Genomic DNA, 20,510 nt, shown 5'->3' on the forward strand with positions numbered 1-20,510 from the left:
TAGGCTGGAATGTTGAAAAGAAAAGCCTGCAAATACACAGGCTATTTTTGGCTAGCGGTAAAAAACGCTAAATGTCGCAACAGAGTCAACCTTTCCCGCTTTTACAGTGCCTGTTTGTACATATCTCGCTTTCAAAGGGATAGTGACAGACTGCCTATCGGTTGTTTGCGCTACCGCGTTGTAATCTTGATCAAATTTCAGCACATTATTGTTGCTGTCGAGAATTTGTAATCCGACCCCTTCGGCCGCGTCATTACCACTGGCGATCTCCAGGATGTCGCTATTGCCACTCACGCCAGTTGAACCGGCAGTGGTGAATTTATAATCAAGCTTGATGCCCGCGACACACTGTTCCAGCTGAATCTTGAAACTATCATCAGACACAACATCGGAATAGCCCTCCACAATATCGCTAGTCATGATTCTCTTTAGCGGCACTGTGATATTTTTTTCAACCAAATTGCAGGTGTTAGCAGTAACGTTAATCGCTATTGGCGCAAAGCGAATTTGAGCAATAACCTGCGAATCATAAATCCAGTCCGCATTGAGCATGTTGACGTCAATAACCCCTGACTGCACAACACCAGTCACGACAAATTCAGCTCTCGCACGTGATTGAATACTATAGTCACTTAAGTGGGTTGTTTTTGACGTCCCTAGATGCATTGGGGTAACCACCGATCCTTCTGTTAGGGCGGAAGCGTTATCTTTAACCCAGGCGACCCGAAAACCTATTCCCGGAACATTTGTTTGATAAACGCGGCTAAGGGGATTATCCGTGCGGGCATCACTACTCGTGAATACGGTATAGCCTGTATAGATATCGCCATTATCTGTACAGTCCACTACTTTAATAAGATCGCCAGTCACTTCCTGGGTTGCAATGATCGTACCTGGAGCGGCGTCCGCATTTACCGTAAACGACGGCATATTGAACGTAGAGGTTGACGGCGACGCATCATTCTCAATTTTGCAGGATGCCTGAACTGATTGCTGTGCGAACAATAGACCGCAACATAGAATCAATCTAAAAATCATATAATTATTCATATTCCCACAGTCCATTTTATGTTTTCCCTTTACACTATCGACACTCAACCGCAGCCTGGTAAATAGAGGACTCGATATCGTCTGGGATCTGCGCATTTCCTTCACAGCGCTGTTCTGGAGCACTACCCCACTGTACTTTAAACGGTACATTACCTTTCAAACCGGTCAGATAAACTTCGCCACCATCTCCGACTATTGAGGAGCCCCCCTCAATTGACAGTACCGCGCCGAAAGGCACAAAACTCGATCCATGGTGAAGTGTTAATAAGGCGCGAATACCCTGGCGGGCAGAGAAATTAGCTGCGACAACTGCCCCTTTCGTAGGTACGACATCTTTGGCCGGTTTTTCGATATCCAGATCGTCGCGTTCCCCGCTGTTCACCGTGACGGTATTACGACGATAATTAGTTAGATATGGTACGACCGCATTTCCCCAGTAGTCAGTGTAAATACCTTGCATATTCTGGACTTTAACATCTGCTCCCTCATCAATATGGACAATAGCAAAAGCATCCTGGACAGATTGCCCCAGCGTAATACCATAAGGATGTGCGACGACGGATCCTTGCGCGCTGTAGTTCCACTGTTTGCTATCTTTGGCATAGCTATAGTTCGCCCCAATTTCACCGTATGAGCCACGATAACGCCCCGTCATGCTCGCACCATATCCAGTATCGTGATCGGTATAGCTTTGCTGCAGGTTATAACTTAAGTTGTTATCTTCCAGCGCAGTCCCGCCAATCCCAACCTGATGCACGGTATTGCCATTTTTAGCGCTGTTTAGGTTGTAGGTCGCCCAACTGTTTGACAGCCAACGTGACAAAGGAATATTGACGGAAAATGCAACCTGCTGATCATTATCGCTGTTTGGTGTTTTTGTCAGGCTATAGTTCACAGACCAGGTGATGTCCTGCCAACTGGAACTGAATCCCATACTGGCACTGCGCTCATGCCCACTCATATCCCAGTAATCTTGTTGATAACCATTGATATACACAGACCCTACAGAGCCCAATGATTGCGACACACTCAACTGTAAACGGCTACGACGGTTGTTTGTTTTACGGTAATTGTAGATTCCATCATCTTCACCTCTATCGCGCTGATCGAGTGCTTCCTGGAAGGTATAAAAACCTGAAGTGGAATAACGGTAACTGGCCAGCGTCACCGTGGTATCTGTTGCAGAAAAGTCTTTGGAATATTGTGCGCGCCAGGATAAACCATTGGCATTACCACGCCCGTCGTCAAACTGAGTTCTGGCCGCAGTAACATCTACAGACACAGAACCAAGCTCACCGAGATCGGCCCCCGCCCCGACCAGACCGGCACGATAAATTGATGCTTCGAGCGCTCCGCCATACAACGTAATGCCATGAGGCATGCCGTAGATTACCGTCGCCTGACCAAACCCAGGTTCCTCGCCGTTATCGCTATCGCGGTATTTTCCACCAGCAAGGCTATATTTCAGCGCACCTTCACGCTGTAAGATGGGTACCGAAGCGCTTGCCTGAATAAACGAATGCTCGCTTCCATCAGCCTCTTTAACGGTAACTTGTAGATCTGACCCTGCTGTTACCTGACTGAGATCTCTGATTTCAAAGGGGCCGCTGGAGACATAAGTCTGATATATCGTGTAGCCATTTTGCTTAATCGTTACTTTTGCATCGCTATTGGCAATTCCGCGCACAACAGGCGCAAACCCTTGTAAGCTATTGGGTAACATGCTGGTATCGGTTTCCAGCTTCACCCCTGTCATCTGTACGCTGTCAAACAGTTCGCCGTTGGTATATGTCTGGCCAATTTCAAGCTGGCTTTGCAGAAATTTAATATCCCGCTCCAGCGTGGTGCTGATCGCATCCCAGCCATCCGAATTGCTGTAAGTACTTGAATTACGAAGCCGCCAGGCGCCAAGATTTAGACCGGAATTAAGGCTTGCCCAGTTCGAGTTATCGTTCTCGCCATTTACTTGCTGGCGGTTGCCGCTAATGTAATAGCTGCTCCATGCCGCAGGAATGCCATCATCCCAGTCTTTAATAGGGATAGCGCCAGCGACTTGCTGGTCGCGATAAATTTGCGGGATCCGCATGAAAAGAGTTTGGCTATCGAGTTGAAAATCAAACTTTGCTCCCGATATGTACTGGGCGATGTCGCCAACTGGAGCCGTATCAGCCAATGATTTCAAGCCGGGAAGGCTATCAACCTTCACCCCCAGCTCTCTGAGATCCCCTTTGCTGAACTGCGGGAGTAACTGCGTCTTATCCTGTGATAGTACGTAAGTAATATTTCGCTTATCAATGCGATCATAATCCCACATCACTTCAGTCAAATAAGTCCCTGGTTGTAACCCATTATTTTGCAAAAAGGTTTCCAGTGTTGACGTATTCTCTAACGGTGTACCGAGTTCCAGAATATGCAAATTGAATTCATCTTCAGCACTCGCTGGGTGCAAAAATGAGCATAATGCCAGCGTAATGCTGTTGAGCAAAAAGAGTCGGCAAGATCGCAAAGGATAAGGCTGCATATAATAAAGTCCCTTTAATTTTTACCCATACGCGTCATTGCGTTTATAGTTGTTGGTGCTTTTTCACCGTTGCAGCACCATAGTCATTCACTGCAGCCCATGACACATCACCTACTGCTGCTGCAGGTATTGAAAATATTTGTTCCCCAAAGGGAGGAATCGTCATTGACAATGACTCAGGTACAGAACTGTCTGCGAGAGGTTTTACCCGCTTTCCACCAACAGAGAGTTCTAATAACGAAATATGAAATGGCGTTGGATTCTTTGCGGTTAATTGAGAACCCTGACGGCTAAACCGTAATTTTTCCCACGCACCGGCAGCGGCCGATTCTTTAAGACTCACTGGCCGCCAAAAAAGTTTCAGCTGTGTTTTCATCGCAAACTGCAGCGTATTTTTATCTTTTAATTCATCAGGCATAGCCGAAACAGATTTAAAGTTTGCAACAAACATCGATTCACGGTCTTGTGGTAGAGATCCTTTATCGCCAATAAAGACGATATGCAGCAGAGCCTGGCCATTAGCGTCCATTTTATAAATCGGCGGAGTGATAATAAAAGGCGCTTTTGTGTTATCTGTCTTTGTTACCCAGCTTTGTATCAGATATTTATTGGCATCTTCTTTATTCTTAATAGATATCTGTACTTCTTTTTTATTCTCCGGGTAAATGATTCTAGTTCCCCCCAGAACAATGCTGGCCTGTGCATTTATGGCAATAAGCCCAATAATGGCAAAACAAATTCGCGCATATAATTTCACCCGCAATACTCCCTGGTCAGGCAGCCCTGATGGGCTGCCTGTCATACTTAACGATAGAACACGGTAAAATTCGCGGAGGCGTGATATTTACCTGCAGTCGGTTTTTCATCACCAATCTGAATCACTTTCGCGGTATAGTTGAAAATAGAAGGTGTTGCTTCATCGCCAGTATTCGCCACATCAGTGGTTGATACCGGAACGGAGTCATCAAACACAACGTCAGTGTTACCACCATTATTATTGGTCACGGTAATACCCACATATTTTGCAGCACTCGCATCACTAAGGTCGTTCTTCAGGCGTAAATTCTCGCCGTCAGTAGTGTCACCACTGAACCTCAGGTTTAAACTTGCTATAGCAGGGTCACATTTAGCCAGAGAAATCTGGAAATCTTTTGTCGGGCCAATTGCCCCATCAGAACCAAAATTATCCGGATAAGCATCAGCAAAAGTAACCACGGTATTTGCTCCTGCACCATCGACATCAATAACGCAAGTGTCGGCAACAATACGGCCAGAAAACTCTACCTTACCCGTATCTTCTGCAAATGCAGAAGTATTTACAGCGGCAATCAGGCTTCCGGCCATCAGCACAGTAAGAAGCTTTTTATTCATTAGAATCCCTTAATCAGAACGATTGAATGACAAAGTCCCATTACCAATAATAAATTACTGGTGAGAAATATTGAGGGTGAGCACGGAGAGAAAAGAATAAAGATATGCAAAAAAACATGATCTTCTGAAATCCATTCGTCAAATCAATACAATGAATCGCGTATAATGAATCTTGTATAGTGTTCACTCGCGGATTAAATCAAACCACCGGAGAGACTGTCTATAGCCTGCGATTTTTCACACACCATAAAAGAAGTTAACTATTTAATTTCCAATATCTTTTACAAACATTTATTTTACTTAATTTGTTCTTAATTAAAATTAAATCAATACAATTACATCATGAAAAAATAAAAATCATTTTACCCAGAAATAAAAACACCCGCTAATAGCGGGTGTTTAGGTCTAATTTATTACTGAATTAATTACTACCAAACATCTCTTTAATCCAACCGGCTACTCCATCGCCGTCCTTCTTCTCCTGCTGCGGCGGTTGCTGCTGTTGAGGCTGCTGTTGCTGCGGCTGCTGAGAAGATTGATCGAACGGATTACCCGACTGCTGCAGCATCTCACCTTGCTGACACAGTGAATCCGGATCGGTGGTCCATACAGGAAGCGTGCGCATCCCGCCGCTACAAACGAAGTTACCGTCGTAGTCTACGCCCATATCCACCACATCCTCCGGCGGCGTCAACACCAGCGGTGTTGGCGTCTGGTTGGCCAGATAACGCTGATAAATCGACATCGCGCCGCTGGCACCGTACAGCTTGGTTGGCTGGTTATTATCGCGGCCCACCCAGGTAATGGTCACCTGGCTGCCGTCGATCCCGGCAAACCAGGTATCCACGTTGTTGTTGGTGGTCCCGGTTTTCCCTGCCAGATGCAGACCCGGATACTTCGCGCCAAGCTGGCGACCTGTACCACGCTGAACCACCTGCTGCATAGTCCACAGCGTCATATACGCTGCTTGCGCCGGAACGGCACGCTCGGCCTGTGGGAAACTCTGGTACAGTACGGTTCCATCTTCGGCAATCACCGAACGCAGCGCCGACAGCGGCGCGCGGTTCCCGCCGCTGGCGATAGTCTGGAATGCCTGCGCCACTTCAATTGGCGTCAGGTTCAACGCCCCCAGCAGCATGGCCGGAACCGGGTTAAGCTGATCTTTCGGCGCCCCCAGCTTCAACCAGGTATCGGTTACAGCAGGCAGGCCCAGCGCCATCCCCAGATTTACCGTTGGCACGTTCATTGAACGCGTTAACGCATCCACCAGCATCACTCTACCGCTTTCGCTATAGCGACGGTCATCGTTCTGCGGTGACCACACCTGGCCGTTCGGCTGACGCAGTGCAATCGGCGCGTCGGCAATCCAGGTATTCAGGCGGTACAACTTCGGCTGGCTGAGCGCGGTCAGATAGGTCGCAGGCTTGGCCAGAGAACCAATCGAACGACGCGCCTGCATCGCACGGTTATAGCCCGCAAACTGCGGTTCTGCTCCGCCGACCATGGCGCGAACTTCGCCGCTAAAGCGGTCAACAACCACAATCGCGGTTTCCAGATCGCTCAGCTTACGCTGTTTCTTCAGTACAGGAATGCCTTCCACCGCCGCTTTTTCTGCGGCGTCCTGCGCCACGGAATCAAAGGTGGTGAAAATCTTCACGCCGGAGAGATCTTTAACTTTATCGCCCAGCTTCGCCTGGAGCTCCTGACGCACCATCTGCATAAAGGCAGGCTGCGGGGAGATCACCCCACCACGCGGCTGTACGCCTAACGGACGCGCGCTCAGCATGTCATACAGATCCTGGTCGATAATCTGCTGCTGTTGCAGAAGACGCAGAACCAGGTTACGACGCTCCAGCGCCAGTTTCGGGTTACGCCACGGGTTGTAGATCGACGCCCCTTTAACCATCCCCACCAGCAGCGCCTGCTGGTCGAGGCTCAGCTCTTCTACCGGACGACCGAAATAATAGAGGCTCGCCAGCGGGAAGCCGCGAATCTCGTTATCACCGCTTTGGCCGAGATAGACTTCGTTCATGTACAGCTCAAGAATGCGGTCTTTGCTGTAACGCGCATCCATGATCAGCGCCATATAGGCTTCGTTGGCCTTACGCCAGTAGGAACGTTCGCTGGACAGGAACAGGTTTTTCACCAGCTGCTGAGTCAGCGTACTGGCCCCCTGTACCGTACGACCAGCTGTCAGGTTCGCCAGCACCGCACGGCCAATGGAATAGAGACTGATACCGTCATGCTCATAGAAGTGACGGTCTTCGGTCGCCAGCAGCGTGTCCACCAGCAGATCCGGGAAGCCGCTACGCGGAACAAACAGGCGCTGCTCACCGTTAGGTGAAGAGAGCATGGTGATCAAACGCGGATCGAGACGGAAAAAACCGAACTGGCGGTTGTTATCCATATTCTCGATGGTATCCAGATGATCGCCGTCAAAGGTCAGACGCGCACGCACCTGCCCTTCTTTACTGTCCGGGAAGTCAAACGGACGGCGAATCATCTCGATGCTCTTCGCCTGCACGGTAAATTCGCCCGGACGCGTCATCTTCGTCACCTGACGATACTGCGTGGCCTCCAGCAGCTTCACCATCTCGTTTTTGCCGATAGGCATTTCTGGCTCAAGGTTAACCATACGGCCATAAACTGCCGCAGGAAGCTGCCAGACTTTGCCATCAATACGGCTACGGATTTTTTGGTCCAGATAAACGCCGTAAATGGCAATCAGCACCAAAAAGACAATCGACAGTTTTACCAGCAGCCAGAACCAGCCGCGCTTACCACGAGGCTTACGCCCTTTGCCTTTACCCTTACGCGGCATCGGTTCTTCATCCTCATAGTCATCATCATCATAATCGTCGTCATACTCTTCATCTCTGAGTTGACGACGGCTCACCTTTTGTTTCACCGGACGCGAGGGTTTCCCTTTACGTCCAATTGGCTCGCGGTCATTCCCCGCCATGCTTTTTCTCCGCAACATTCAGGCGCAAGGGCCCGATTCTCTGTTCTTCCGTCCTGCGACAGAAGAAGAAATCTCTCAATTATTACCGCTCTTTCGCCGGATGCGGCATAACGCCTTATCCGGCCTACAGTTACATTACGAATACTTTTTGGTGCGCCGCGTTGGCGCGGTATTCGCCGGATCGTCTGGCCAGACATGTTTGGGATAACGCCCTTTCATCTCTTTTTGCACCTCGCGGTACGATCCCTGCCAGAACGCGCTCAGATCGCTCGTCACCTGTAGCGGTCTTTGGGCCGGAGACAGCAGCTCCAGCACCAGCGGCACGCGCCCCTGGGCAATGGTTGGGGTTTTTGCTTCACCAAACATTTCCTGCATCCGAACTGCCAATACTGGAGGATTATCCTCATGATAGCGAATGGCAATCCGGCTTCCCGTCGGCACAGTGTAATGCGCAGGCAGCTCACTATCCAGACGTTGCAACATTGACCAGTCCAGTAAACCGCGCAACGCCTGTCCTACATTGAGTGCTTTTAATGCGCGTAACGAGTGCACACCGCTCATGTGCGGCAGCAGCCAGGTCTCCAGCGACGCCAGCAGAGAATCCTCATCTACCGCGGGCCAGTCGTATTCTGGCAACCAGTTTGCCGCACATTGCAGACGCAGTCGAAACTGCTCGGCTTCCGGCGTCCAGTTGAGCACACTTAGCCCTTTATCGCGAATGCCATTCAACATCGCCTGATGCAACTCCTCTTCCGAGGGTTTGGCCAATGGCTGTACTTTTACCGTGAGCTGACCAATGCGCGACCGACGCAATGCCTTTAACGTTCCCTGGGTTTCATCCCATTCGATGGTGTCGGACTGTTGCAGCAGCTCAGGACATGCCTGCATCAGCGACTCGATATCCAGCGGCAGAGCCAGCAAAATACGCGCGTCTGGCGAAGCGCTGCCCTGCAACAAAAGTGGCGCTATCAGCCATTCATGGCGTCCTGAAGCATCATCGGCATCCAGCATAGCGCCCATGCCATTCGCCAGTTGATAGCGCCCTTCCTGCCCGCGTCGACGCGCTATCCGATCGGCAAACGCCCGCGCCAGCAATGAGGGGAGCAGCGTGCTGTCGGGCTGCCCGCTGCTAACGTTAAGCCGTTTCAGCAACTGTTGACTGCGCTGCTGCCAGGCGGGCTGATTTCGTGCAAACGCCACGGTCAGATCGGTACTTCCACCGCGCGGCGGCTCTTCCAGAATCGCAGCCAGTTTTGCCGCCGTAGCCGCTTCGGTATTATTTTTGGCACCGACCAGCATCGCCGCTAAACGAGGATCGTTACCCAATGCCGCCATTTTCTGCCCGCGGGCACTGAGCCTGTCGCCCTCAAGCGCGCCCAGCATCTGCAACAGCCGTTTTGCCGCCTGCAGGTTGATGGCGGGCGGCGTATCCAGCCAGTTCAGTTGCTCAGGTTCGGTACATCCCCATTGCAGCAACTCCATCAGTAGCCCGGACAGATCGCTCTGCAATATCTCCGCTTCCCCCTGCGCTGCCGCTCTTTCTGCCTGCTCTTTGGCAAGCAGATGCAGGCAAATACCGGGCTCCAGACGACCCGCACGTCCCGCGCGCTGAGTCATCGAAGCCTGGCTGATGCGCTGGGTAATCAGTCGCGTCAGACCGGTACGCACGTCATAGCGCGCCACGCGTTCCTGGGCGCAGTCCACCACCAGTCGGATGCCTTCGATCGTCAAGCTGGTTTCAGCAATATTGGTGGCCAGCACCACTTTGCGTTTGCCTTGCGGCGCGGGCACAATCGCCTGACGCTGCTCGGCAAGCGTTAACGCGCCGTACAGTGGGCACAGCACAACATCGCTGCCTACACGCGTAGCCAGTTGCTCCTGTACACGCAGGATTTCGCCCACACCCGGTAAAAACAGCAGCAGCGACCCGCTTTCATGGCGCAATAGCTCCGCCGTCGCTATCGCCACCGCTTCATCAAAACGCAAATGCGCCGCCAACGGCTGATACCGCCGCTCAACGGGAAATGCGCGGCCTTCAGAAACGATCGTCGGCGCATCGGGCAACATCTGCTGCAAACGCCCGTTATCCAGAGTGGCGGACATAATCAACAGTTTCAGATCGTCCCGCAGCCCTTGCTGCACATCCAGCAATAGCGCCAGCGCCAGATCAGCCTGTAAACTCCGCTCGTGAAATTCGTCGAGGATCACCAGCCCGATGCCTGTCAGTTCAGGATCGCGTTGGATCATCAGCGTCAGGACGCCCTCTGTTACCACTTCCAGCCGGGTCTGCGGCCCTACGCAACTTTGTGCGCGCATGCGATAGCCCACAGTTTCACCAGGCTTTTCGTTCAACAATTCCGCTAATCGTTGCGCCACATTGCGCGCTGCCAGGCGGCGCGGCTCCAGCAAAATAATCCGCCCCGTGATACCGCGATGCTCAAGAAGTCGCAACGGCAGCCAGGTCGATTTCCCTGCACCGGTCGGCGCCGTCAGCAGAACCTGCGGCGAGGCATCAAGGGCGGTAAGCAGTTCAGGCACTACGGCAGCAACGGGCAACAACGTCACAAATGGCTCCAGAGGGTTAACATTCTTCGCGCTGCATTGTAGCATCGCGTTAATTCATAACCGAGTATCCATCATGTCTGAGCCAAAAAGGCTGTTCTTTGCGATTGAATTGCCAGCCGGGGTTCGGGAGCAGCTAATCCACTGGCGGGCCGCGCAGTTCCCCCCTGAAGCGGGTCGCCCCGTCGCGGCTGATAATCTGCATCTGACGCTGGCCTTTTTAGGCGACGTCAGCGCTGAGAAGCAACAGGCGCTGTCGCAGCTCGCGGGGCGTATTCGCCAGCCAGGTTTCACGCTCAAATTTGATGATGCCGGGCAATGGCTGCGCTCCAGGGTCGTGTGGCTGGGTATGCGTCAGCCGCCGCGCGGGTTGCTGCAACTGGCGAATATGCTACGGGCGCAGGCCGCGCGCAGCGGGTGCTATCAAAGCCCGCAGCCGTTTCACCCGCATATCACGCTGCTGCGCGATGCCGGTCACGCGGTTCCAATCCCTCCACCGGGCTTTGGCTGGTCATTTCCGGTAACGGAGTTCGCACTTTACTCCTCCTCATTCTCACGAGGACGCACGCGTTATACGCCGCTGCAACGCTGGACGCTGACTGAATAATTAAAGGGACTGCTTATGCAATTTTCTCCACCTTTACAACCTGCAACGCTCATTCAGCGCTATAAGCGCTTTTTAGCGGATGTGATCACACCCGATGGCACAGCGTTAACGCTACACTGCCCAAATACCGGTGCGATGACCGGATGCGCAATGCCAGGTGACACCGTTTGGTATTCGACATCAGAAAATACTAAACGCAAATATCCACATACCTGGGAATTAACGCAAACCCAATCCGGTGAATTTATTTGTGTTAACACACTGTGGGCCAACAGATTAACGAAAGAGGCGATTCAGCAGGCGCTAATTTCAGAAGTTTCAGGCTACAGCACTTTGAAAAGTGAAGTAAAATACGGCGCCGAAGGGAGCCGCATCGACTTTTTGTTACAGGCAGATTCCCGACCTGACTGCTATATTGAAGTGAAATCAGTCACGTTGGCGGAAAAAGAGCAGGGTTATTTTCCCGATGCCATCACTGAACGAGGTCAGAAGCATCTTCGGGAATTGATGAGCGTAGCGGCTGAAGGCAAGCGGGCAGTGATATTTTTCGCCGTGCTACATTCAGCCATTACACGGTTTTCACCCGCGCGCCATATCGATGCAAAATATGCGCAATTATTAGTTGAAGCACAGCTTAAGGGGGTTGAAATTCTGGTTTATAAAGCGGAACTTTCTGCCCACGGTATGACTCTTAAAGAGCCGTTGCCCATTACCTTGTAATGGTGTAAATATCTGGTCAATTAGTATTCTGGGCGCGTGGGCAAATACGCTTTTCCTCACAGGGTTGTCAAGTGTTACGTTTAGATAATTGCTATCCGGAAAAGCATCTGCTATTTATAGCGACCTGATTTTTCCCCCGAACATGGGGATCGATAGTGCGTGTTAAGGAGAAGCAACATGCAAGAAGGGCAAAACCGTAAAACATCGTCCCTGAGTATTCTCGCCATCGCTGGGGTGGAGCCGTACCAGGAGAAACCGGGCGAAGAGTATATGAACGAAGCCCAGCTGTCGCACTTCAGGCGTATTCTTGAGGCATGGCGCAATCAACTTAGGGATGAAGTCGATCGCACCGTAACTCATATGCAAGACGAAGCGGCTAACTTCCCTGATCCGGTGGACCGCGCCGCACAGGAAGAAGAATTCAGCCTTGAGCTGCGTAACCGTGACCGTGAGCGCAAACTGATCAAAAAGATCGAGAAGACGCTGAAGAAAGTAGAAGACGAAGATTTCGGCTACTGCGAATCATGCGGCGTAGAAATTGGTATTCGCCGTCTGGAAGCGCGTCCGACAGCCGATCTGTGCATCGACTGTAAAACGCTGGCAGAAATCCGCGAAAAACAAATGGCAGGTTAATTCCGGTCATTTTTACCACGTTTACTACAGGCGGGAGCTTCTCCCGCCTTATTATTTGTTAGTCCGCAAAATGAGCGATTCACACTATATTGGCCGCTTCGCCCCTTCCCCTTCCGGCGAACTGCATTTCGGCTCACTAATTGCCGCCCTCGGGAGTTACCTGCAGGCTCGTGCCCGGCGTGGAATCTGGCGAGTACGCATTGAAGATATTGACCCCCCTCGTGAAGTTCCCGGTGCTGCAGATACGATTCTGCGTCAGCTGGAACATTACGGACTGCACTGGGATGGCGATATTTTATGGCAATCCCAACGTCATGATGCCTACCGCGAGGCGCTCACCTGGTTACATCAACAGGATCTGAGCTATTACTGCACCTGTACGCGGGCGCGTATTCAAAGCGTCGGCGGTATTTATGACGGCCACTGCCGTGAGTTACGCCTCGGACCAGAGCAGGCGGCAGTCCGCATAAAGCAACGTCACCCGGTGATGCAGTTTACTGACCAACTGCGCGGTGAAATTCAGGCAGATCCACAGGTTGCAGGCGAAGATTTTATCATTCACCGTCGCGACGGGCTGTTTGCCTATAACCTCGCCGTGGTGGTTGATGACCACTTTCAGGGCGTAACGGAGATTGTACGCGGCGCCGATCTTATCGAACCCACGGTGCGGCAAATCTCTTTGTATCAGCAGTTTGGCTGGCAAGCGCCTGACTATATTCATCTTCCGCTGGCGCTCAACGAACAAGGCGCTAAACTTTCAAAACAAAATCATGCACCTGCGCTGCCGCAAGGCGATCCGCGTCCGGTGATTATTGCCGCGCTGCGCTTTCTCGGCCAGCGTGCCGATATTCCGTGGCAGGATATGCAGGTTGATCAGATCCTGGAGTTTGCCGTTGAGAATTGGCGTCTGACAACGGTGCCTGAATCGGCGATCTTAAATCCGGCATTCTCAAATGCATCATGCTGAGCTATGATTAGCCGCTATTTTTACACAGCAACACTTGTTCTGATTGAAGTTTGACACTACCGAGGTGCACTATTTTTACCCGAGTCGCTAATTTTTGCCGCAAGGTGCTAAGCCGCGAGGAGCGCGAGGCTGAGCTCGCCGTCGCCCGTCCACATATGACGGTAATTCCGCGTGAGCAGCACTCTATCTCCCGCAAAGATATCAGTGAAAATGCCCTGAAGGTAATGTACAGGCTCAATAAGGCCGGATACGAGGCATGGCTGGTTGGCGGTGGTGTACGCGATCTTTTGCTGGGCAAAAAGCCGAAAGATTTTGATGTCACCACTAACGCAACGCCGGATCAGGTGCGCAAACTGTTTCGTAACTGTCGCCTGGTCGGTCGCCGTTTCCGTCTGGCCCATGTCATGTTCGGCCCAGAAATTATCGAAGTGGCGACGTTCCGCGGCCATCATGAAGGCAGCGAATCCGATCGCACAACATCGCAGCGTGGGCAAAACGGTATGCTGCTGCGTGACAACATCTTCGGCTCCATCGAAGAAGATGCACAGCGTCGCGATTTCACGATTAACAGCCTGTATTACAGCGTGGCCGATTTCACCGTACGTGATTACGTTGGGGGAATGCAGGATCTCGAAGAGGGCATCATTCGCCTGATCGGTAATCCGGAAACGCGCTATCGCGAAGATCCTGTGCGCATGCTGCGCGCCGTACGCTTTGCCGCCAAGCTCGACATGCGTATCAGCCCGGAAACCGCAGAGCCGATCCCACGTCTGGCTACCTTGCTTAACGATATTCCTCCTGCACGCCTGTTTGAAGAAGCGCTCAAGCTGTTACAGGCGGGCTATGGGTACGAAACCTATAAAAAACTGCGTGAGTACAGCCTGTTCCAACCGCTGTTCCCAACCATTACGCGCTACTTCACCGAAGACGGTGACAGCCCGATGGAACGCATCATTGCCCAGGTACTGAAGAATACCGATAACCGCATTCACAATGATATGCGCGTTAACCCGGCGTTCTTGTTTGCTGCCATGTTCTGGTATCCGTTACTGGAAGCCGCACAGAAAATTGCGCAAGAAAGCGGTCTGGCCTATTACGACGCTTTCGCGCTGGCAATGAACGACGTGCTGGACGAAGCCTGCCGCTCGCTGGCGATCCCGAAACGTTTGACCTCACTGACCCGCGATATCTGGCAGTTGCAGTTACGTATGTCCCGTCGCCAGGGCAAACGCGCCTGGAAGCTGATGGAGCATCCAAAGTTCCGCGCAGCTTACGACCTGTTAGCACTGCGTGCTGAAGTCGAACACAACGCGGAATTGCAGCGACTGGCGAAATGGTGGGGTGAATTCCAGGTTTCTGCGCCGCCAGAACAAAAAGGCATGCTGAACGAGCTGGATGAAGAGCCAGACACACGTCGTCGCCATCGTCGCCCGCGTAAACGCGCGCCACGCCGTGAAGGCTCCGCATGACCTATCACGTATACCCAACAAATTTCGAGTCGTATCAAGGTGGTGACACAGATGCAGCTTGAAAAACGACGGGTATATATCGCCCTCGGCAGTAATTTAGCCTCCCCTCTGGAGCAGGTTAATGCTGCCGTGAAAGCGATCGGGGAAATCCCTGACAGCCGAATCGTGGCTGTCTCCTCATTTTACCGTACGCCACCATTAGGCCCACAGGATCAACCCGATTACCTGAACGCCGCCGTCGCACTGGAAACCACCCTTGCGCCGGAAGAATTACTCAATCACACCCAACGCATTGAGTTACAGCAGGGCCGGGTGCGCAAAGCCGAACGCTGGGGACCACGAACGCTGGACCTCGACATTATGCTGTTTGGCGATGAAGTGATTAACACCGAACGTCTGACCGTACCGCACTACGACATGAAAAACCGTGGTTTTATGCTGTGGCCGCTCGCTGAAATCGCGCCGGATCTTATCTTTCCAGACGATAAACAACCACTTGCGTTTTTCATCCAGCAAACCACTCCTCGTCCGGCGCAATGGTAACCGCGTTATATAATAAATTAATTATGAAAAGCCTCACTCAAATTAATTAAACTACATTTTCCTTTCAGTAAATCTAATTAACACATACTACTCAGACATCATCCATGCAAAACAATTATTATTAAAGATCAGTAGTTGTTTGTTCCTTGCGCTTTATCACACAAACCTATATCCCATAAAAATATATTTCAAAAAACAAAGAAAGCCCTCCTACAATAATTTTAAAATAAAATGATTTTATAAAACTCATAGGCCAAAGTTATTTTACAAAACATTACTAACCGCTAGAATATGCCCCTGCTATTTAATATAGCAAAGTAGTAATTATCTAATATTTCAAATCCTGTAAGGATACAGTAATGAAAAAAGCAATTTTGGCAGCAGCTATGGTTATGGCAATGGGCTCAACTTCGGCAATGGCAGCGGATGCAGAAGGCGGTCAGCTTAATTTTCACGGTTTAGTCAGTGCTACAACCTGTTCTAAAGTCGTTTCCACCAGCCGTGGTGATGAATCCACTGATGGCAACATCTATCTGGAAACCGCAACCCCGGCGGATATCACCACTGAAGTCGCTGATGCTACTTACGGCGCAAAAGCAGAACCTTTCTCCATCGTTCTGAACTGTAAAGATGCATCCGGAGTCACTGGCGGCACCACCGTTGCAAAACTGTCAATGGTCTCTTCTTTTGGTAATACCAAAGGCACGCTGGATAACGACACCAACCTGACTGCCGCCGGTATGGCTGCTGCGAAAAACGTAAACATCGCGATTCACGATGCAGACACCAAAACGCTGATGAAAGTTGACGGTGCAGACGTTCACGAAGCCACCTTCGATGCCAGCCAGGTCGCTACCTATAACTTTGTAGCTTCTTACGTTAAAGCAAACGGCATTGATGACGTAACCCCAGGTCACGTTACCACTAACGCAATGTATACCTTTACTTATCAGTAAGCATTAACGCTTTACTGATGAAATAAGTATACAAAAAAGCGCGTTAATAGCATTAACCGGAATTATTACACCGTTTGTCATTAACACAGCTTGTAATAACGAGGTGAGAATTACGATTACTATCGCACCTCGTTTCTTAAATTAAGAACACCAAATCATCCACTGGCAAGGAATGCTCATGTTGAATTTTAAGAAAACGCTTACCACATTGGTACTAGCAGGAAGCTTATTGAGTAATACCAGTCATGCCGATATTATCATTTCCGGCACGCGCATCATTTATGATGAAAATAAAAAAGATGTCAGTATCCGCCTGGAAAATAAAGGTACCCGACCGCTGCTGGTGCAAAACTGGATTGATCTCGGGAATGATAATGCCGATCCAGGCAGTATTAAGGCCCCATTCGTCTCCACTCCTCCCGTTTCACGTATAGAACCCAAGCACGGTCAATCCGTGAAAGTAATGTTTACCCAAACCACAGCATTGCCAAAAGACCGTGAAAGCGTGTTCTGGTTTAACGTGCTGGAAGTACCGCCAAAAGCAGACGCCAACAAAGAAGAAAACAAAAGTTTGCTGCAGTTAGCTTTCCGCACTCGTATCAAACTGTTTTACCGCCCTGCCGGTTTACAGGGTTCGCCTGCAGAAGCCACCAAACAGTTGAAGTGGCAGATGGGGAATGAACAAGGCCATACGACGCTAAAGGTTAATAACCCAACACCTTACTACGTTTCATTTAATGATGCTGTCGTTACGGTTGGCGGGAAGCGCTATACCGTTGATGCCACCATGGTTGCGCCTTTGAGCAATGCCTCTTTTAACGTCAAAGGTCTACAAAATACCGTATCAGGCAAACTGGACTACCACGCCATTAACGATTATGGCGGCATGATCGAAGGCTCTGTTTCACTGTAATCGATTAATCAAAACGCAGGATGCAAAAGACGGTGCAAAACTTTCCTTATACCGAATCGATGCCGAAAAAAACGCTACTGGCGATGTGCTGTGCACTGCTTTACAGCCAGCCCGGTTTTGCCGCAGAAAGCGTCGAGTACGACAGCTCATTTTTAATGGGAAGTAGCGCGGCTAGTATCGATATCAGTAAATATTCCGACGGCAACCCTACGCCAGCGGGAACCTACAGTGTGAAAGTTTTCGTCAACGAGAAATCAGTAGCAAGCCTGACCCTTCCCTTTGTTGATGTTGGTAAAAATAGCGCACAAGCCTGCCTGACATCGAAGAATCTGGCACAGCTGCACATTAAGCAGCCTGAGATCGGCAACGAACACGCTATTCTGAAAAAAGGCGATGAAGATGGGGATGACTGCTTAAACCTACCTGCACTTATCGAGCAGTCAAACGTAAGCTTTGATATGGGTGAGCAGCGCCTGGATATCTCCGTTCCTCAGGCGTGGCTCATTAAAGGTTATTCTGGCTATGTCGAACCCTCCTTGTGGGAAAGCGGCATCCCGGCAGCCCTGTTTTCCTATACCCTTAACGGCTACCACAGCACCAACCACGATACTGACAGCGATAGCTTGTATGCTGCATTTAATACGGGCATCAATCTCGGTGCATGGCGTCTTCGTGCCAGTGGTAACTACAACTGGGCGAAGGACGGCGGCAGCAATTTCGAATACCAGAACCGTTATCTGCAGCGCGACCTCCCGGCACTACGCTCACAGCTGATTGTCGGCGAAGCCTATACCACTGGCGAAACCTTTGACTCGGTGAACATCCGCGGGGCACGTCTGTATAGCGACACGCGTATGCTGCCTTCACAGTTGGCTAACTATGCGCCTATTATCCGCGGCGTCGCCAACACTAACGCCAAAGTGACCGTGACTCAGGGCAGTTATAAGATTTATGAAGCGACCGTTCCGCCGGGACCTTTCGAGATCAACGATATCAGCCCTTCCGGCTACGGTAGCGACCTGATCGTCACCATCGAAGAAGCTGATGGCAGTAAACGTACTTTCTCCCAGCCGTTTTCTTCGGTCATGCAGATGCAGCGCCCGGGCGTCGGACGCTGGGACGTGAGCGTCGGGGAAGTCAATAACGACGAACTTCATGACAAACCAAACCTGGCGCAGGGCTCATACTACTACGGTCTGAACAACTTTCTGACGGCCTACACCGGTATTCAGGCAACGGACAACGACTATTTCGCTGGACTCCTCGGTCTGGGTCTGAATACACCCTTTGGAGCACTGGCGGTTGACGTTACCCATTCACGCGCAGATATCCCTGACGACGATACCTATCAAGGCCAAAGCTATCGCTTGACCTGGAACAAACTGATTGAGGCGACCGATACGTCGTTCAACGTCGCGGCCTATCGCTACTCGACGCGAGACTACCTGGGCCTGAATGACGCGCTAGAGCTAATCGACGATGCCAAATTCAAAGGTACTGACGCTGAACGCAATACCATGAATAACTTCTCGCGTATGAAGAATCAGGTCACCGTCAGCATGAACCAACCTTTGCAGTCCGCTGAGGTTGATTACGGTTCATTTTATCTGTCAGCCACCTGGACCGACTACTGGGCAAGCAACGAGAGCCGCAGCGATTACAGCCTGGGTTATGGCAAAGGATTTTCCTGGGGCAGCATGAGTATCAACCTGCAGCGCACCTGGGATGAAGAAGGCGATAAGGATGATTCGCTTTATATCAACTTCAATATTCCGCTGGAGAACCTGCTGGGTGGTGAACGTCGCCGCTCAGGATTCAGCAACTTGAGCACCCAGATGCGTACCGATTTTAACGGTGGGCACCAGCTCAGCATGAACAGTAGCGGCAGCAGCGAAGACAATAAGCTGAACTACAGCGTGAATACAGGCTACACCATGCAAAAAGAGGGGAAAAACATCTCCGATATTGGTGGATATACCAGCTATCAGTCCCCATGGGGAGATCTTTCAGCATCCGCCTCGGCGAATAACGACAGTAATCGTCAGTATTCGCTCTCCACTGACGGCGGTTTTGTGTTGCACAGTGGTGGCTTAACGTTTACCAACGACAACTTTGGCAACAGCGATGCCATTGTGCTGGTGAAAGCGCCTGGCGCTAAAGGCGCTCGGATTAACGGTGGAAGCAGCACAATTGATCGTTGGGGTTATGGCGCAACGAACTCACTGACGGCCTACCGGGAAAACCAGGTCAATCTCGACATCGATACGATGGATAACGACGTCGAGCTGAAGAGCACCAGTACCACACTGGTACCACGCGATGGCGCGGTCGTTTTCGCCAGTTTCGAAACCGATGAAGGACGTTCAGCCATTCTCAACATGACGCGCAGCGATCACCAGACGATTCCATTCGGCGCCGAAGTTTATGAGAACAATGTACAGATCGGCAATATGGGCCAGGGCGGCCAGGCTTTTGTCCGCGGTATTAGCGATAACGGCGAACTTACGGTGCGCTGGTTTGAAAATAACCAACCCGCAACCTGTACGGCAACCTTCCTGTTGCCAGCAACGCAACAAACGGTCGGCTCCAGCCAGACCCTACTGTTAGACAACATTACGTGTCGTGTCACTAACCACAATACAAATGGAATCCCCAATGAAAAGGAATAAGCGCTTTTTAGCTGCCTCCGTACTCGCGGTACTCTTTCCGCTGACCAGTCAGGCGGAAACACTTAACGTCGACTTCACCGCCACCGTGTTGGCCACCACCTGCAGCATGACCATTGCGGCCCTGGATGGCTCATCGGTTTCTGGCGATGCCACCAACGGCTATAAGTTAACGGTGGGCGATGTTGGTCTGGATAAGATCATTAAGAAATCAGCGGAATCGCAGAAGAACTTTAAGTTCGTCGCCAGCGATTGTGCCGGTTCATTGACCAGTATCACCACAGCACTGGCAACCTCGACCTCCGCCAGCGGTGACTTCATTAAAAATGAATCCGCTGATTCAGGCGCCGCCACCAATATCGGTATGGGCTTTAAACGTAAAAACGTCAGTGATGAAACCTATATGAAGCCAGGTTCTGGTTCCTTCACCTGGACCCCTGAAGAACGTACTAACAACGCCGTCGAAATGACAGTGGCGCTGCGCGAACTGACGGATGGCGCAGGTACCACCGGTGCATTCAGCTCTAAAGCGACCTTCACCTTCACTTATCAATAACAGGGACGATGATA

General features: G+C 51.0%; 16 protein-coding genes. 10 read left to right on the forward strand and 6 right to left on the reverse strand.

Going from position 1 to position 20,510, the window contains the following annotated elements; translation table 11 throughout:
- Positions 1 to 51 precede the first annotated feature (51 nt).
- The 6 genes from OGY04_RS16890 to hrpB all read right to left on the reverse strand — a co-directional run bounded on the left by OGY04_RS16890 (position 52) and on the right by hrpB (position 10,469).
- Positions 52 to 1,050, reverse strand: a complete 999-nt coding sequence (locus tag OGY04_RS16890; protein ID WP_223849071.1) for a fimbrial protein — start codon at positions 1,048 to 1,050, stop codon at positions 52 to 54.
- A 34-nt stretch (positions 1,051 to 1,084) separates the two neighbouring features.
- Entirely contained in the window at positions 1,085 to 3,571 is a 2,487-nt protein-coding gene (locus OGY04_RS16895) for a fimbria/pilus outer membrane usher protein (RefSeq protein ID WP_286585685.1), read from the reverse strand.
- A gap of 43 nt (positions 3,572 to 3,614) precedes the next feature.
- Positions 3,615 to 4,328 carry a fimbrial biogenesis chaperone gene (locus OGY04_RS16900; protein WP_125362715.1) on the reverse strand — a complete coding sequence of 238 codons (714 nt, stop codon included), beginning with the start codon at positions 4,326 to 4,328 and terminating at the stop codon, positions 3,615 to 3,617.
- 47 nt (positions 4,329 to 4,375) lie between these two features.
- The gene (locus tag OGY04_RS16905) at positions 4,376 to 4,942 is read right to left on the reverse strand and encodes a fimbrial protein (RefSeq protein ID WP_286585687.1); all 567 of its coding nucleotides are present in this window, start codon (positions 4,940 to 4,942) and stop codon (positions 4,376 to 4,378) included.
- 421 nt (positions 4,943 to 5,363) lie between these two features.
- Positions 5,364 to 7,904, reverse strand: coding sequence for a bifunctional glycosyl transferase/transpeptidase (gene mrcB / locus OGY04_RS16910; protein ID WP_032942392.1), 2,541 nt, complete (start codon positions 7,902 to 7,904; stop codon positions 5,364 to 5,366).
- A gap of 135 nt (positions 7,905 to 8,039) precedes the next feature.
- Positions 8,040 to 10,469, reverse strand: a complete 2,430-nt coding sequence (hrpB, locus tag OGY04_RS16915) for an ATP-dependent helicase HrpB (RefSeq protein WP_286585690.1) — start codon at positions 10,467 to 10,469, stop codon at positions 8,040 to 8,042.
- Between the two features lie 73 nt (positions 10,470 to 10,542).
- Between hrpB and thpR the strand changes: the two genes are divergently transcribed.
- The 10 genes from thpR (at position 10,543) to OGY04_RS16965 (ending at position 20,496) form a co-directional block, all read left to right on the forward strand.
- The gene (gene thpR / locus OGY04_RS16920) at positions 10,543 to 11,073 is read left to right on the forward strand and encodes an RNA 2',3'-cyclic phosphodiesterase (RefSeq protein ID WP_032942390.1); all 531 of its coding nucleotides are present in this window, start codon (positions 10,543 to 10,545) and stop codon (positions 11,071 to 11,073) included.
- A 15-nt stretch (positions 11,074 to 11,088) separates the two neighbouring features.
- A complete protein-coding gene (gene sfsA / locus OGY04_RS16925; RefSeq protein WP_008786246.1) occupies positions 11,089 to 11,793 on the forward strand; it encodes a DNA/RNA nuclease SfsA in 705 nt (234 codons plus the stop codon).
- 177 nt (positions 11,794 to 11,970) lie between these two features.
- Complete coding sequence (dksA, locus tag OGY04_RS16930) at positions 11,971 to 12,426, forward strand: RNA polymerase-binding protein DksA (protein WP_003829221.1); 456 nt, start codon at positions 11,971 to 11,973, stop codon at positions 12,424 to 12,426.
- A 70-nt stretch (positions 12,427 to 12,496) separates the two neighbouring features.
- Positions 12,497 to 13,393 (forward strand): tRNA glutamyl-Q(34) synthetase GluQRS, encoded by an 897-nt coding sequence (gene gluQRS / locus OGY04_RS16935; RefSeq protein ID WP_286585692.1) that lies wholly within the window; start codon positions 12,497 to 12,499, stop codon positions 13,391 to 13,393.
- A gap of 71 nt (positions 13,394 to 13,464) precedes the next feature.
- Complete coding sequence (gene pcnB / locus OGY04_RS16940) at positions 13,465 to 14,862, forward strand: polynucleotide adenylyltransferase PcnB (RefSeq protein ID WP_204354956.1); 1,398 nt, start codon at positions 13,465 to 13,467, stop codon at positions 14,860 to 14,862.
- Positions 14,863 to 14,913: 51 nt separating this feature from the next.
- Positions 14,914 to 15,405: a 2-amino-4-hydroxy-6-hydroxymethyldihydropteridine diphosphokinase gene (folK, locus tag OGY04_RS16945; protein ID WP_008786242.1), complete on the forward strand. Its 492-nt coding sequence runs from the start codon at positions 14,914 to 14,916 to the stop codon at positions 15,403 to 15,405.
- A gap of 359 nt (positions 15,406 to 15,764) precedes the next feature.
- Positions 15,765 to 16,361 (forward strand): fimbrial protein, encoded by a 597-nt coding sequence (locus OGY04_RS16950; RefSeq protein WP_125362720.1) that lies wholly within the window; start codon positions 15,765 to 15,767, stop codon positions 16,359 to 16,361.
- A gap of 178 nt (positions 16,362 to 16,539) precedes the next feature.
- Positions 16,540 to 17,274 (forward strand): fimbrial chaperone, encoded by a 735-nt coding sequence (locus tag OGY04_RS16955; protein WP_008786240.1) that lies wholly within the window; start codon positions 16,540 to 16,542, stop codon positions 17,272 to 17,274.
- A gap of 59 nt (positions 17,275 to 17,333) precedes the next feature.
- Positions 17,334 to 19,943 (forward strand): outer membrane usher protein, encoded by a 2,610-nt coding sequence (locus OGY04_RS16960; RefSeq protein ID WP_286585832.1) that lies wholly within the window; start codon positions 17,334 to 17,336, stop codon positions 19,941 to 19,943.
- Positions 19,930 to 20,496 (forward strand): fimbrial protein, encoded by a 567-nt coding sequence (locus tag OGY04_RS16965; protein ID WP_100271492.1) that lies wholly within the window; start codon positions 19,930 to 19,932, stop codon positions 20,494 to 20,496. The genes OGY04_RS16960 and OGY04_RS16965 overlap by 14 nt, the downstream gene beginning before the upstream one ends.
- Positions 20,497 to 20,510 lie beyond the last annotated feature (14 nt).

It is taken from the genome of Citrobacter sp. Cpo091 (genome assembly GCF_030332645.1).
GTDB lineage: Bacteria > Pseudomonadota > Gammaproteobacteria > Enterobacterales > Enterobacteriaceae > Citrobacter > Citrobacter portucalensis.

Excerpts from the sequence above, each read along its gene's own strand:
- OGY04_RS16890 (WP_223849071.1), bottom strand. The coding sequence starts at position 1,050 with ATGAATAATTATATGATTTTTAGATTGATTCTATGTTGCGGTCTATTG.
- OGY04_RS16895 (WP_286585685.1), bottom strand. The coding sequence starts at position 3,571 with ATGCAGCCTTATCCTTTGCGATCTTGCCGACTCTTTTTGCTCAACAGC.
- OGY04_RS16905 (WP_286585687.1), bottom strand. The coding sequence starts at position 4,942 with ATGAATAAAAAGCTTCTTACTGTGCTGATGGCCGGAAGCCTGATTGCC.
- mrcB (WP_032942392.1), bottom strand. The coding sequence starts at position 7,904 with ATGGCGGGGAATGACCGCGAGCCAATTGGACGTAAAGGGAAACCCTCG.
- thpR (WP_032942390.1), top strand. The coding sequence starts at position 10,543 with ATGTCTGAGCCAAAAAGGCTGTTCTTTGCGATTGAATTGCCAGCCGGG.
- sfsA (WP_008786246.1), top strand. The coding sequence starts at position 11,089 with ATGCAATTTTCTCCACCTTTACAACCTGCAACGCTCATTCAGCGCTAT.
- dksA (WP_003829221.1), top strand. The coding sequence starts at position 11,971 with ATGCAAGAAGGGCAAAACCGTAAAACATCGTCCCTGAGTATTCTCGCC.
- gluQRS (WP_286585692.1), top strand. The coding sequence starts at position 12,497 with ATGAGCGATTCACACTATATTGGCCGCTTCGCCCCTTCCCCTTCCGGC.
- folK (WP_008786242.1), top strand. The coding sequence starts at position 14,914 with ATGCAGCTTGAAAAACGACGGGTATATATCGCCCTCGGCAGTAATTTA.
- OGY04_RS16950 (WP_125362720.1), top strand. The coding sequence starts at position 15,765 with ATGAAAAAAGCAATTTTGGCAGCAGCTATGGTTATGGCAATGGGCTCA.
- OGY04_RS16955 (WP_008786240.1), top strand. The coding sequence starts at position 16,540 with ATGTTGAATTTTAAGAAAACGCTTACCACATTGGTACTAGCAGGAAGC.
- OGY04_RS16960 (WP_286585832.1), top strand. The coding sequence starts at position 17,334 with ATGCCGAAAAAAACGCTACTGGCGATGTGCTGTGCACTGCTTTACAGC.
- OGY04_RS16965 (WP_100271492.1), top strand. The coding sequence starts at position 19,930 with ATGAAAAGGAATAAGCGCTTTTTAGCTGCCTCCGTACTCGCGGTACTC.